The 13,955-nt window shown below is 68.9% G+C and carries 14 protein-coding genes; 11 read left to right on the forward strand and 3 right to left on the reverse strand.

The annotated features are described in order from the left end of the window. Positions 1-83: 83 nt before the first annotated feature. From OXS27_RS14105 to OXS27_RS14140, 8 genes are all read left to right on the forward strand, one after another. Positions 84-1,073: a transporter gene (locus OXS27_RS14105; RefSeq protein ID WP_243916269.1), complete on the forward strand. Its 990-nt coding sequence runs from the start codon at positions 84-86 to the stop codon at positions 1,071-1,073. Between the two features lie 221 nt (positions 1,074-1,294). Beyond that, a complete protein-coding gene (locus OXS27_RS14110) occupies positions 1,295-2,269 on the forward strand; it encodes a S1C family serine protease (RefSeq protein ID WP_243916268.1) in 975 nt (324 codons plus the stop codon). Positions 2,270-2,438: 169 nt separating this feature from the next. Then, the gene (locus OXS27_RS14115; RefSeq protein ID WP_243916267.1) at positions 2,439-2,705 is read left to right on the forward strand and encodes a hypothetical protein; all 267 of its coding nucleotides are present in this window, start codon (positions 2,439-2,441) and stop codon (positions 2,703-2,705) included. Between the two features lie 372 nt (positions 2,706-3,077). After that, positions 3,078-3,224, forward strand: coding sequence for a DUF1127 domain-containing protein (locus tag OXS27_RS14120; protein WP_020095497.1), 147 nt, complete (start codon positions 3,078-3,080; stop codon positions 3,222-3,224). 74 nt (positions 3,225-3,298) lie between these two features. Further along, positions 3,299-4,720 (forward strand): methylenetetrahydrofolate--tRNA-(uracil(54)-C(5))-methyltransferase (FADH(2)-oxidizing) TrmFO, encoded by a 1,422-nt coding sequence (gene trmFO, locus OXS27_RS14125; protein WP_267356788.1) that lies wholly within the window; start codon positions 3,299-3,301, stop codon positions 4,718-4,720. A gap of 185 nt (positions 4,721-4,905) precedes the next feature. Next, positions 4,906-6,108 carry a Zn-dependent hydrolase gene (locus OXS27_RS14130; RefSeq protein ID WP_267356790.1) on the forward strand — a complete coding sequence of 401 codons (1,203 nt, stop codon included), beginning with the start codon at positions 4,906-4,908 and terminating at the stop codon, positions 6,106-6,108. A 780-nt stretch (positions 6,109-6,888) separates the two neighbouring features. Further along, positions 6,889-7,704, forward strand: a complete 816-nt coding sequence (locus OXS27_RS14135; RefSeq protein WP_267356792.1) for a glycosyltransferase family 2 protein — start codon at positions 6,889-6,891, stop codon at positions 7,702-7,704. A gap of 65 nt (positions 7,705-7,769) precedes the next feature. Beyond that, positions 7,770-9,032, forward strand: a complete 1,263-nt coding sequence (locus OXS27_RS14140; protein ID WP_267356794.1) for a glycosyltransferase family 1 protein — start codon at positions 7,770-7,772, stop codon at positions 9,030-9,032. A 167-nt stretch (positions 9,033-9,199) separates the two neighbouring features. Here OXS27_RS14140 and OXS27_RS32570 read toward each other — a convergent pair whose 3' ends face one another. Then, on the reverse strand, positions 9,200-9,919 hold the full coding sequence (locus OXS27_RS32570; RefSeq protein ID WP_276592786.1) for a CatB-related O-acetyltransferase: 720 nt from the start codon (positions 9,917-9,919) through the stop codon (positions 9,200-9,202). 297 nt (positions 9,920-10,216) lie between these two features. Between OXS27_RS32570 and OXS27_RS14150 the strand changes: the two genes are divergently transcribed. From OXS27_RS14150 to OXS27_RS14160, 3 genes are read left to right on the forward strand one after another with little or no spacing between them, the layout of a single operon-like run. Beyond that, positions 10,217-10,840, forward strand: a complete 624-nt coding sequence (locus tag OXS27_RS14150) for a PadR family transcriptional regulator (protein ID WP_243916262.1) — start codon at positions 10,217-10,219, stop codon at positions 10,838-10,840. Positions 10,841-10,870: 30 nt separating this feature from the next. Further along, positions 10,871-11,776: a glycosyltransferase family 2 protein gene (locus OXS27_RS14155; RefSeq protein WP_243916261.1), complete on the forward strand. Its 906-nt coding sequence runs from the start codon at positions 10,871-10,873 to the stop codon at positions 11,774-11,776. Continuing rightward, entirely contained in the window at positions 11,773-12,747 is a 975-nt protein-coding gene (locus tag OXS27_RS14160) for a glycosyltransferase family 2 protein (RefSeq protein ID WP_243916260.1), read from the forward strand. Before OXS27_RS14155 ends, OXS27_RS14160 begins: the two co-directional genes overlap by 4 nt. Here OXS27_RS14160 and rutD read toward each other — a convergent pair. Then, on the reverse strand, positions 12,707-13,522 hold the full coding sequence (gene rutD, locus OXS27_RS14165; RefSeq protein ID WP_267356797.1) for a pyrimidine utilization protein D: 816 nt from the start codon (positions 13,520-13,522) through the stop codon (positions 12,707-12,709). The genes OXS27_RS14160 and rutD overlap by 41 nt on opposite strands. Beyond that, positions 13,509-13,895: a pyrimidine utilization protein C gene (gene rutC / locus OXS27_RS14170; protein ID WP_243916258.1), complete on the reverse strand. Its 387-nt coding sequence runs from the start codon at positions 13,893-13,895 to the stop codon at positions 13,509-13,511. Before rutC ends, rutD begins: the two co-directional genes overlap by 14 nt. Positions 13,896-13,955 lie beyond the last annotated feature (60 nt).

The raw sequence follows: 13,955 nt of genomic DNA on the forward strand, positions 1-13,955 counted from the left end.
GGCAGCCGCAATGAGCGAGCAGACCGGCAGGGAAGTGCCGAAAGCGGGACGGATGCCTTGGGACCTTGGGAAGGAATGAGACAATGATGAAGAACTGGCTCGCGGCCGGCACGGTCGCGCTCACGGTCGGCATGACCTCGACGATCGCGCAGGCGCAGACCACGACGGTTCCCGGTGAGCAGGTCGGCCTCGCTGTCGGCGCGCCGCTGCCGGAAGGCCTCTACGCCATCAACACGTTCACCTACCGCCGCACCGACGGCCGGAACGACGCCGACACGGCCGTCAACGTCCCGGTCCTGGTCTGGTCGACCCCGCTGGTTCCGCTCGGCGGCCGCGTCGAGCTGCTCGTCGCTCCCCCGACCGTGTTCGTCTTCACCCGCAACCCGGCGGGCCAGCGCAACAAGGACATCTCGATCAACGTCGGCACCTTCGTCGGCGGCATCTGGGCGTTCGACCTCGGCAGCAACTTCGGCGTCAGCTTGCTCGGCGGCGTGTACCTGAACGACCTCAACGGCGACCGCGGCTCGATCAACGGCGGTGTCGTCAATGGTCAGGTCGTCGGCACCCCGGTGCTGCCGCAGCTCTCCTCCAACACCTACCGCTTCGGCGTTGCCGGCAGCTACACCGGTGACGGCTGGAACATCACCGGCAACCTGACCGCCAACATCTACGATTCGCCCGGCCGCTTCCCGGGTCAGGTCGGCGCCGCCATCGGCCCGATCAACCTCTCGGACTCGCTGAACTTCGACATCACCGCGACGAAGAAGTTCGGCAACTTCGAGATCGGCCCGATCGCCTACGGCACGTATAACTTCGACATCAGCCAGTACAGCGCGGCGGCCGGCAACCGCGGCCGGTTCGCCGTCGGCGGCCTCATCGGCTACGACTTCAAGATCTTCACCGTCCAGGCCTACGTCGCCCGCGACGTCGTGACCGGCGCGACCCTCACCAACGCGTTCGGCCGCACCCGCAGCGACTACTCCACGGACGGCTGGATCCGCTTCATCGTCCCGCTGTACTCGCCGGTCGCCGCCGCCACGCCGGTCCCGGCGCCGCTGGTCCGCAAGTACTGAGACGCGCCAACCCGGGTCCCGCCGCGCGGCGGGACCCGGACGCTTTCGAAGGACCGCCCGGCCCCGGCCGGGCGGTCCTCTTCGTTTTCAGCCCTGCGGCAATGGTGTGCGGGGCGCCCGACATGGGTGTCGCGGGGCGCGCGGACATCCTATCTTGTCGTCTTTCGCGCACCCGGTTCCGGCCAGGGTGCGGATCTGCGAAGGACGCGCGAAGGACTCTCATGGCGACGCAGGGCGAGTGGAAGATCCCCGCGCAGGCCCAGCCGCGGCCTGCGGATTATGGTTACGACCTCGACCGGGCGCTCTCGGCGGTGCTGGCCCTGTCGACGCGGGTGCCGGAGGGCGCGTTCACGGCCGAGACGCTGGGGACCGAGCGGGCCGGCAACGGCGTGATGATCCGCGAGGACGGCCTCGTGCTGACCATCGGCTACCTCGTGACCGAGGCCGAGAGCGTCTGGCTCACCACCCGGGACGGCCGCTCGGTGCAAGGCCATGTCCTCGGCTTCGATGCCGCCACCGGCTTCGGCCTGGTTCAGGCCCTGGGCGACCTCGGCGTGCCGGCCCTGCCGCTCGGCCGCTCGGCCGGGCTGAAGACCGGGGACCGGGCGGTGCTGGCCGGGGCGGGCGGGCGCCAGCGCTGCGTCGCCGTCGAGGTGGTCGCCCGGCAGGAATTCGCCGGCTACTGGGAATACGTCCTGGACGAGGCCCTGTTCACATCCCCCGCCCACCCGCATTGGGGCGGCACGGCGCTGATCGGCCCCCAGGGCGAGCTGCTCGGCATCGGCTCGCTGCAATTGCAGCAGGGCGGCTCGGGAAGCGCGCGCCCGATCAACATGGTGGTGCCCATCGACCTGCTGCCGCCGATCCTCGACGACCTCGCGACGAGCGGGCGGGCGAACCGGCCACCGCGCCCCTGGCTGGGCCTCTACGCCACCGAGAGCGAGGAGGGCATCGTGGTGATGGGCCTCGCCGATGGCGGCCCGGCCGAGACCGGCGGCCTCCAGGCCGGCGACGTGATCGAGGCGGTGGCGGGCGAGCCGGTGGCGGATCTCGCCGCCCTGTTCCGCAGCGTCTGGGCACTCGGCGAGGCGGGCGTTCGGGTGCCGCTCACCATCCGCCGCGAGGGGCGGGGCGTGAAGCTCGCCCTCGTCTCCGCCGACCGGGAGCGGTTTTTGCGCACGCCCTCGCTGCACTGACCGCGCGAAAACCTCGGCCGTGAAACCGCGGCGGCCTGTACGGCGTTGCCCCGATGCCGCCGCGAGCCTGTCCCCGCTACAACCTCTGGCTCAGCGTCGGTTCAGGCGGCGGAGCCGAATCTCCCTCGACCGGCTGCCGATCCGCCGGAGGTAGTGAGGAGATCCCGTCATGACGTTTCTGAGCGCACCGCGCGCGAAGGCGCTCGTTGTGGCCGCCGTGATCGCCGGCGGCCTCGGGCTTGCTGGCTCGGCCCAGGCCGCCGGGGGCTGCGGCCCCGGCTTCCATCCCAATCCCTGGGGCATCTGCCGCCCGAACTGGGGGCCCCGCCCCGACGGCTACTGGCGCCGGCCGGTCTATTACGGCGGCTACGGCTATGGCCGGCCCCGGCCCTATGGCCGCCCCTATGGCTACTACGGCGCGCGCCCGTTCTACTGAGGCGGCCCCGCGCGATAGAGCGCTCTCCGCCAAAGTGGACACCGGTTCGGCACCGGAGAGTGCGTCACACTAGGGGTTGAGAGTCGTGCGCGATCGGGCGCACGGCTCTAGCCGCTCGATCCAACGCGAAGGGCGGTCCATTGGCCGATAGGGCGCCCTTCGTGCGTTCGGCGGACTCCGCATGCGCCTAAAGAATGACCATTCGGAAAGGTTGCCGAGATCTTAAGCGGGGCATGCGATAACCGCAGGGCTGATGCTTGACCTTTCGACTCCTGCTGCGCCGCAGCGGGCTTATATGTGCATTGCACCAACAAGAGGCACCGATGCGCATCGAAGCGCCATCGGATGCCCGAACAGAGGTCAAAGCATATCATGTCCGCCGCCCGTAGCGTCCTGAGCCGCGTCCGCGCCTATCTCCGGTACCGCGACACGGTCACCCAGCTCTCCCGCCTTTCGGATCGCGATCTGGCCGATCTCGGCATCAATCGCAGCGAGATCCGCGGCGTCGCCCGCGTCTGATCCCCGAGACTGCGTGGGCCTACGAAGGACCGCCGCCCGTTGATCCGGGCGGCGGTCCTTCGCTATTCTCGGGTATGACACAGACCATTCACATCGTCGGCGGCGGTCTCGCCGGTTCCGAGGCTGCCTGGCAGGTGGCCGAGGCCGGCCATCGCGCCGTCATTCACGAGATGCGCCCGGAGCGCCGCACCGAGGCCCATCAGACGGACGGGCTGGCCGAGCTCGTCTGCTCGAACTCCTTCCGGTCGGACGATCCCGAGAGCAACGCCGTCGGGCTGCTGCACCAGGAGATGCGTGCCTTGGGCTCGCTGATCATGCGGGCGGCGGACGCCAATCAAGTGCCGGCCGGCGGGGCGCTGGCGGTGGACCGCGAAGGCTTCTCCGTCGCGGTCACCCGGGCGCTGGAGCAGCACCCCAACGTCGCCATCGTCCGCGGGGAAGTCGCGGGCCTGCCGCCGGAGGATTGGGGCTCCTGCATCGTCGCCACCGGCCCGCTGACCGCCCCGGCGCTGGCCGAGGGCATCCGCGGGCTCACCGGGGCCGAGTCCCTCGCCTTCTTCGACGCGATCGCGCCGATCGTCCACCGCGACTCGATCGACATGGACGTGGCGTGGTTCCAGTCGCGCTACGACAAGCCGGGCCCCGGCGGCACGGGGGCCGACTACCTCAACTGCCCGATGGACCGCGCGCAGTACGAGGCCTTCGTGGCCGCCCTCGTGGCGGGCGACAAGATCGGGTTCAAGCAGTGGGAGGGCACGCCCTATTTCGACGGCTGCCTGCCCATCGAGGTGATGGCCGAGCGCGGGCCCGAGACCCTACGGCACGGCCCGATGAAGCCCGTGGGCCTGACCAACCCGCGCGACCCCCTGGTCAAGCCCTGCGCGATCGTCCAGCTGCGCCAGGACAACGCGCTCGGCACACTCTACAACTTGGTGGGCTTCCAGACGAAGCTGACCTACGCCGAGCAGGTGCGGATCTTCCGCACGATCCCCGGCCTGGAGCGGGCCGAGTTCGCCCGCCTCGGGGGTTTGCACCGGAACACCTATCTCGACAGCCCGCGCCTGCTCGACGCCACGCTCCGGCTGAAGGCCCGTCCGGCCTTGCGCTTCGCTGGCCAGATCACCGGCTGCGAGGGCTACGTGGAGAGCGCCGCGGTGGGACTGATGGCGGGCCGCTTCGCGGTGGCCGAGGTCGCAGGGCAACCCCTCGCTCCCCTGCCCCAGACCACGGCGCTGGGTGCATTGATCGCCCACATCACGGGCGGCCACGTGGAAGCGGATGGCGAGGCCAACGCGCCGCGCTCGTTCCAGCCGATGAACGTCAATTTCGGTCTGTTCCCACCCCTGGCGCAGGCGCCCCGCAACGAGACCGGCCGGCGCCTGCGCGGACCCGAGAAGGCGGCCCTCAAGAAGCGCGCGCTGACCGACCGCGCCCGGGCCGACCTCGCCACCTGGAGGGCGGAGCCGGCGGGCCGGACGCCCGTAGCAGCCGAGTAGCGCCAAGTCCCGGATTCAAAAGGGCGAGCCCTTTTGCGGGTGCAGGGTGGAACCCTGCTGGGGTTGGGCGAAGCCCAAATCGGGGCTCTGCCCCGACACCCCGCCAAAGGGCTGCAAGCCCTTTGGAAACCCAGGATGTGCGCATGGGCCTTGCACGGTCGGTACGTCCAGCCCCCGGGGATTGCATGACCGAGATCGCTACCCAAGCCTTCCTGGCCGACCTGTACGAACTGCGTGAGATCGGGCGGTTCCGCACCGGCGTCCACCGCCCGACCTTCTCGGCGGCCGACATGGAATCCCGCCGCTGGCTGATGGCCAAGCTGGAGGCCTGCGGGCTGGAGGCGTCCATTGACGGGATCGGCAACGTGCTCGGGCGCCATCGCGGCGCCGGCCCGCATCTGCTGGTCGGCAGCCACATCGAGACCCAGAACGAGGCCGGCTGGCTCGACGGGGCGCTCGGGGTCGTGGCCGGTGTGGCGCTGGCCCGGGCCGGGCTGCCGGTCGACGTCGTGGCTTTCGCGGACGAGGAGGGACATTTCTCCGGCGGCTTCCTGGGCAGCCGCTCGGCGATCGGCGACCTGACCGAGGCCGAGATCGACGAAGCCCGCAACCGCACCGACGGCACCCCCCTGCGCGCTGCGCTCGCGACCGCCGGCCTCGCCGGCCTGCCCCGGATGCGGCTCGACCCGAGCCGCTACCGCGGCTTCCTGGAGATGCATATCGAGCAGGGCACGCAACTCGAATCCGCCGGCCTGCATCTCGGCGTGGTGAGCGGCATCGTGGCGATCTGGCAGTTCCGGATCGTGTTCGAAGGCAACCAGGATCATGCGGGCGGCACCACCATGGCGGAGCGCCGGGACGCGGGCCTCGCGGCGGTGCGGCTACTCGCGGCGATCGACCGGGAGTTCCCGACGGTCTGCGGCCCGCGCAGCACCTGGACCACGGGGCGGATCACCCTGGACCCCGGCGGCTACAGCATCATCCCGGGCCGGGCCGAGGTGTTCTTCCAGTTCCGCGACGTGTCGATTCCGGTGCTGGAGCGGATGGAGGCCTGCCTGGAGGCGCTGGTGCGTGAATCGAACCGGCGCGAGCGTTGCCCCGCCACGCTGACGGCCCTCTCCAAGGCGATCCCCGCCCCCTGCGACCCGGATCTGATGCGCGCCCTCTCGGGGGCCGCCGAGCAGGTCTGCCCGGGCGGCTGGCAGGTGATGCCCTCCGGCGCCGGCCACGACGCCCAGAACGTCGCCCGGATCCTGCCGGCCGCGATGCTGTTCGTCCCCTCGATCGGCGGCATCAGCCACCATTGGGCGGAGGATACAAGCGATGCGGATCTGGCGCTGGGGGTGCGGGCGCTCGGTGAGGCGGCGGCGCGGGCGCTGTCGGTGTAAGCGGGATGCGCGCCCGAGGATGCGTCTTGCTCCCTGAAAAAGGGTATTCCACGCGTTGATCGAGGCGGCCGCTGCGTCGGCCCGCACCCCGCAATGGACCGGGGCGCCTTCGGTGCGGGGCCCTCCACCGAAATGCTCTTGGCTGAAGTGAAGGCGATCGTCTTGGATTCATCGGACAGGATACCGGCGGCGTTCGCCAGGGCCTATCGCCCACGGTGACGCCCCGCGCCGAGCCGCGTCCGAAATCCTTCCGGATCGAGGCTTGCAGGGGGCCGCGGCACGACGAGGGCTATAACATAGCCGAGCATCCTGGCGGTTCAGCGCGCTGTTCCCAGGAGCTGAATCCTCAACGGCGCGACTCGGAATATCCGCGTTTCATGCTCACGGAGATGGATCATGTAATCTACGGCAGGGTCTGTATTAATGAGACCATGTCTTCTCGACAGAAGAATTTTTTGATAAAATTGTTCGATGGTTTTGTGCCGTTACAATATCGTATAATAATGATATTCAGAAATAAATTGACAAAAAACGCGTCTCACAATAATTCGCACTGGTTCCGAGCCGAGATTTGTGGCTCACGCGTCGTATTTCTCTAAAGTTGGCACAAGATGCACAAAATTTCAGTCTAAGCTGTCTGATAAAGCCGGCCGCGTATGTGGATCAATGTTAAATTTCCTGTAGACACTGCACAGCTTGGCATTCGCATCGGCGTGCCTCAACGACTTTGCTGCGGCCTGGATTTGGCCGAATGAATGAACAGGATTGGGGTCGCGGATAATGGCGCGGATATTCTCGGTCGGGGTGATCGTGCCGTCCCGTCTACAACGAATCACCAATGGTGGCCGGACCGGCACGTACTTTGTCGAGCGGGCGATCGACAGCGCCCTGGCACAGACGGCGGTTGCGGAAGGGCGGGCCCATCTCACCTTCATCATCGGAATTGATGCGCATGCGGCGATTCCCTCCCACCTGGCGGAGCGGACCGAAATCATCTGGGCGCATAGCGATACCTGCTCGCAAGCTGGCGCATTGAATGCTGGGATCGACGCAGCGAATGGCCGCTTCGACTATGTCGCATTCTTGGAAGACGATGATTGCTGGGATTGTAATTATTTGACTTGGGGTTTGAATATTTTAAAGGAGAGCGATTTTGTCTCAACAACGCAGCTTGAAATCGATGAAGAAGGGAAAATTCTACGCATCAACGACTTCCCGACGCCGTCGGGCTGGATCATGCCTTCGGCGATCCTCCGGCGGGTGGGGCGCTTCGATCCGGCGATGCGTTGGCATCTCGATAACGAGTGGCTCGGTCGATTGAGTGAGGCCGGAGTCAAACGCTGCCATCTCCTCGATGCAATGGCGCCGGCAACCTTTGCCATGGCGGAACAGGTGCGGCCCTGGATCGCCAATGTCGTGCGCTTTGGCGGAAACAATTTGGAGTTGCAGCGCCATACGATGCTGGCTCCGCTGGTCATTCGGCTCGTGCATTCCCGGTCCGGTATGGCCCGTCTGGCCGCCGACCCCGTCCTCGCCGAGCAGAGCCGGGCAGAATACGCGCAGCTCATCGAGCGCTACGGGCGCATCCCCTGGTGAGACAAGCCCCGCACAAGGCTCTCGGCCAATGACACCTTGGCGGGAGTATAGGGGAACATTGGGTTATGTCGGATCAGCTTCATGTGGCAATCGATGCGCGTCTGTCCCTCGGGGCGGCCGGTGGCGTCGCGGAAGTCACACGCGGTCTGGTAACCCATCTCCACCACCTGCCGGCTGACAAATTCCGCTTTTCTATTCTCGTCGATTCGGAGGGGCGCGACGACCTGCGCGCCATCATGCCAGACCATTGCCGCTTGCTGCTGCTGAACACCGATGCGCTGCCGGTCCGCGGACGTGAATCCAAGATGGTCGGTACGCAGGTTGCCAAGCGGATCTTCAAATTCCAGGGCGATAGCGCCACCCTCCAGATCAATCTCCGGGATGCGACGGGACCCTTGCGGGCTGCGGGCGTCGATGTGGTTCACGCCCCATCGCAATTCGCGCCCGATTCCGATTTGCCGCTCCTCTATCATCCTCACGATCTGCAGCATCTTCATCTGCCGCAGTTCTTCTCCGACGAGGAACTCGAACAGCGTGAGGTTATATACCAGTACTTCTGCAATGCGGCGACCATCGTGCCGGTCGCCGCGCGCTGGATCGCCGAAGATGTCCAACGGCAATACCGTGTGGCGCCCCAGAAGCTGCCTGTCATCCCGTTCGCACCACCGGCGACCGACCGCACGCCTCCGACACCGGAAGAAGTGCGGGCCATCTGCGATCGTCTGCAGATCCAGCCGGATAATTTCCTGATCTACCCGGCGGCCGGCTGGGAGCACAAGAATCACATCGGCCTCCTAGAGGCTGCCGCAATCCTGCGCGCCCAAGGTCTTACACCGCCCCTCCTGGTCTTCACAGGGGCGATCACGCCCTTCTCCTTGCGCGTGCTGGAACGGGCGGCTGCCCTGAACGTGACCGATCGCATTCGGTGGGCCGGCTACATCGCTCAGCGTGACTTGGTGCTGCTCTACCACTTGGCGCGCGGCGTCATCGTGCCCACGAAGTTCGAAGCTGGTAGCTGCCCGATCTGGGAGGCTTTCACCCTCGGATGCCCCGTGGCCTCCTCCAATGTGACCTCTCTGCCGTCGCTGACCGGCGGCGGTGCGCTCCTGTTCGATCCCGACAACTATGGCGAGATCGCCGCTGCCATGTTCAGGCTGTGGTCGGAGGCACCCTTGCGCAACCAGCTCGTTGCGCGTGGGCGGGAGGTCGTCGCCCCGCATACATGGGAATCCGTGGTCCGGCGTTTCGGCGTGCTCTACTGGAAGGCCGCGGGCCGATCCTTGAGCAAGGCGGACGAGGCGCTGCTCGCCGCTGGGCCGGTCGTATGACCTGATTCGGCTTCGTCGTTCTGCCCGCAGTCGGACCTGCGCGACCAAGATGCAGGTAGGATCGCCCGAAGACAGGGTGGTACTGTCCGTCGTCCCGTGGACGACGAAGCCGGCGGAAAGAAAAACCGGGCTTGTTCTTCTCGCAACGCGCAGACGAGCGCCGATCCTCACCCCCCCGGCACCAGCGACCGGAGCGGGATCAGCTCCGGCCGGTATTCCTGCATCCCGCCGGCGATCCGCTTCTCCACGGCGTCGAGGAATTTTTCCGGGTCGGTGATCGAGCACTGGCGCAGGTCCCAGAAGGCGTAGCGCCACCATTGCACCTTCAGGTAGCGCTCGATCAGCGCGTCGGGGAAACGCATCTTCACGACCCGGGCGGGGCTGCCGGCTACGATCGCGTAGGGCGGCACGTCCTTGGTCACCACCGCCATGGCGCCGACCACCGCACCATCGCCGATCGTGATGTCGGGCATCAGGAAGGCGCCGTGGCCGATATAGACGTCGTTGCCGATGCGCACGCGCTTGGGCCACAGATAGGGCCCGCAGATCTCGTAATCCTCCGCCCGCGGATCGGCACGGTCGAACACCGCCGAATGGTGCGTGTAGAACAGCGGTGAGGTCGAGCCGCACTGGACCGGGTGGCTGCCGCGCCCGACCTGCACGCTCTCGCCGATCGAGCAGTAGCGGGCGATGTCGGCGCCGAAATAGTAGCCGCTGACCGCGTACGAGAACGCCCCCATGGTGAGGCAGTAATCGACGCCCATCCACTTGATGCTGCACGGCGGCTCGAAGGTGCAATCCTCCGGCAGGCCGAACGGCGCCGGGTGCAACACCGAGATGCCCCGCCGCAGCATCTCCTGCTTCATGTCCTCGTTGACGGAGATCATGCGGCGTCCTCGTCGATCGGGCGTTGGGCCCCGGACCTCCGCACGGACGCGTTCACCGCGTGCCGTCCCGGGGCGCTGTTGCCGTGCAGATCGCGGATCGGGTCACGGGCAATTGTCGGGCGGCGTCGGGGGTGAAGGGCAAGGCGCAGGCCGGTGGCATCGGTGAGCCGCCGCACTAACCGAACCGGCGGGGCCCGTAAACCGCAGGTGGCCCCCATGGCGCAGAAGCCTGCCTTGCGGTCGATAGGGTTTCGATATATCTTTTATTGCGACATATCGAAAGTGAGTCGATCTGCCATGCATCCCGATATCATGGACTCCTTCTACGGCGATCCCTTCGACGCCCACCGCGTCCGCGCCCATCGTGGCCCGATGGGGGGTGATCACAGGGGGCGGCACGGGCATCCCGGCCGCGGACCCGGCGACCGCCGGATGTTCGGCCGCGGCGGTCGCGGCGATCTCGCCCGATTCTTCGCCCATGGCGACCTCAGGCTCGTGATCCTCCACCTGATCGCCGAGAAGCCCCGGCACGGCTACGAGATCATCAAGGCCATCGAGGAGCGGGTCGGCGGTGCCTACAGCCCGAGCCCGGGCACGGTCTACCCGACGCTGACGCTGCTCGAGGAGCTCGGCCACGTCACGGTGACCCCCGGGGAGGGCACCAAGAGGCTGCACACGATCACACCGGAGGGCCAGGCCGTCCTCGACGGCAATCGCCCGACCCTGGAGGCCATCCTCGCCCGGATGGCCGAGGCCGAGGCCGCCCGGGGGGACGGGCCGCCACCCTCCCTGGTGCGCGCCAAGGAGGGTCTGAAGCTTGCCCTGCAGATGCGCCTCGCCCGCGGGCCGCTCAGCGCCGAGCAGACCGCCGCCATCACGGCGGCCCTGGAGGCGGCGACCGTCGCGGTGGAGCGGGCGTGACGCGCCGCGACCTGCGTCGGGGTCCGTCCGGTGCCTGATCCGCGTTCGGGCCTTCCCGCCCTCGGCATCACCCTGTTCCGGCCGAGCCCGGATCAGGTGGAGCGCGTCCTCGCCCAGGCTGCGGCCGGGGGCGCCACGGTGATTGCCTTCGACAATGGCGGTCTCGCCGCCGGTGACGCGGGACGCCTCGTCCACGCCGGCGTGATCCTGCTGTCGGAGGGGCACAATGTCGGCATCGCGGCGGCGCTCAACCGGATCGCCGCGTCCGCCCGGGACGCGGGGGCGGAGACCCTCCTGCTCCTCGATCAGGATGCCGAGCCGCCCGGGGATCTCGCCGCTGGGTTGCTCGCCGCTCTCGGAGAGCTGCGGCGTGCCGGGATCCGGGCCGCGGTGGTGGGTCCCGTCCCGGCGCCGGCGCCCGGCCACAAGGCGCCGGCCTATCCGCGCCGACCCGGCATTCCGGATCAGGGCGCCCCCGCCCCGGTGCAGTTCCTGGCGACCTCGGGCTCGCTGATCGACCTCGCCGCGTTCGACCGGATCGGCCCGTTCCGGGCGGACTTCTTCATCGACGGCGTCGAACTCGAATGGTGCTTCCGCGCCTGGAGCCTCGGCTACGGCTGCTATTGCGCCCGCGACGTCGGGATCCCCCACCGGGTCGGCGGCGGGGTGATCCGGGCCTTCGGGATCGCGATGCCGCGCCAGCCCCTGTTCCGCATGGCGACCTACCTGCGCAACGCGGTGTATGCGTGGCGGCTGCCGCACGTGCCGCTCCGCTGGAAGCTCGCCCAGGCCGCCTACCTGCCCCTCCAGGCCGGCCTGTACTGGGCGGATTCAGGCTGGCGGCCCTCCGTGCTGCTTCGGCTTCTCGCCGCGGCCCGCGACGGCGCCCTCGGCCGCCTCGGCGCACCCCGGGATCTGCCCAAGGATCTGCCGTGACCGAGCGCCCTGCCCTTCCCCCGGTCCTCGACGTGGTGATCGTCAACTGGAACGGCGGCGCGCTTCTCCGCGCGTGTCTCGCGAGCCTCGCGGCCGCGCGGGACGCCGCGTCCGTGCAGGTGATCGTGGTCGACAATGCCTCGACCGACGGCTCCGCCGAGGATCTGCCCCCCCTGCCCCACCCGCTCCGGCTGATCCGCAATGCGGACAATCTCGGCTTCGGCCGCGCCTGCGATCAGGGCGCTGCCGCGGGCGAAGCCCCCGCGATCCTGTTCCTCAACCCCGACACGCAGGTCGAACCCGACGCCCTGGACGTGGCCCGGGCCGCCCTGCTGGCCGATCCGCGGACCGGGATCGTCGGCGCCCGGCTGGTCGACCCCGACGGGCGGACTGCGCGCTCCTGCGCCCGGACGCCTTCGGCGCTCGGCCTCCTCGGACGCGCCCTGGCGCTGGACCGGCTGGGCCTCGTGCGCCCGCACTTCCTCCGCGAATGGGACCATGCGGAGGACCGCGCCGTCGATCAGGTGATGGGCGCCTTCCTGATGATCCGTCGCGACCTGTTCCAGTCGCTCGGCGGCTTCGATCCGCGCTTCTTCGTCTACTGGGAGGATGCCGATCTCTGCGCCCGCGCCCGGGCGGCGGGTTATTCCGTGCGGCACGTCGCCGGGGCGGTCGCGCGCCATCTCGGCCAGGGCACGACCCGGCAGGTGCGGGCGCGGCGGCTGTTCTACTTCCTGCGCAGCCAGATCCTCTACGCCGGCAAGCACCACGGCGTCGTAACGGCCCTGGCGGTGACGGCGGCGAGTTTTGGCGCGCAGGTGCCGCTCCGGCTTGCCCTGGCCCTCGTCCACCGCTCGCCCGCCGAGGCCGCCGAGGTTCTGCGCGCCGCCGCCCTCCTGGCCGGGGCGTTGCCGGAGCTCCTGGGGATGCTCATGCGGGCCGATCGAGGAAGTCCAGCAGGGTCCGGTTGAACGCCTCCGGACAGGTCACGCTATGGGCGTGGCCACCCTCGGGAGCGAGGGCGAGCCGGGCGTTGGGCAGGGCAGCCGCGAGGCGCTCGGAGCGCGTATAGGGCACCAGCACGTCGTCCCGGGCGGCCATCACCAGGGTCTCGTGCGGGATGCGCCCGAGCCGGTCGGCGATGGCGAAGCGCTCCAGGGCGCCGATGCGCGTGAGCACGGTCTCGGCCCCGGGGAAATGCGCGAGGGCGTGGGCCTCGTCGGCCGCGACCCGCGCGGCCTCGGACGACAACCAGGGCGCCGGGTACAGGAAGATCGCCTGCGCCCGCACGAAGGCCTCCGGGCCGCCCCCGGCCAGGATCGCCCGGCGGGCCGCGAAGCAGCGGCGTGTGGCCGGGTCCGGGGCGTCCCAGCCGTTGACGACCACGATCCGCCCGACGCGCCTGGGCGCGGCGAGCGCCATCTGCAGGGCGATCAGGCCGCCCAGCGCGTGGCCGACCACGTCGGCCCGGTCGATCCCGGCGGCGTCCAACACCGCGAGCGCGTCCCGGGCCATGGCGGGGATATCGTGGTCCGGCCCGAGCCGGTCGGGCGACCGACCGGTCCCGCGATGGTCGTAGGTCACCACCCGGAACTGCGCCGTGAGCGCCGCCATCTGCGGCGCGAAGTATCCGGCCCCGCCGCCGAGCCCCGGCGAGAGCAGCACCGGCCGCCCGTCCTCCGGACCCGCCACCGCGTGGTGGAGCGGGGCCGCGCCGACGCTCACCGGCTGCTCATCGGCCGACATGCGCCACGGAGGCGATCTCCACCAGTGCCTCCGGCTTCACGAGGCCGCACTGGATGCAATAGCGCGCCGGCTTCTCTCCCGGGAAATACTCCGCGTAGACGGCGTTGATCGCCGCGTAGTCCGCCCAGTCCTTCAGGAAGACGTGGTTGAAGGTGACGTCGTCCATCGTGCCGCCCGCGGCCTGGACCACGCCCTTGATGGTCTCCAGCACGTGGCGGGTCTGGGCGGCGGCGTCGCCGGCATGAACGACGTTGGCCTCTGCATCCAGCGGTAGCGTGCCCGAGACGTACAGCACGCCGTCGGCCAGCGTGCCCGGCACGTAGGGGGCGAGCGGCTTGCCGGTCCCCGGCGGAATGACGACCTGCTTCGGCATGCCCGTGTGCGCTCCCGTTCGACCTGTCGGCCGGGCCGGGCAGGCCGCGCGGGAGGCGCC

It is taken from the genome of Methylobacterium sp. GC_Met_3, from assembly GCF_026540775.1.
Lineage (GTDB): Bacteria > Pseudomonadota > Alphaproteobacteria > Rhizobiales > Beijerinckiaceae > Methylobacterium.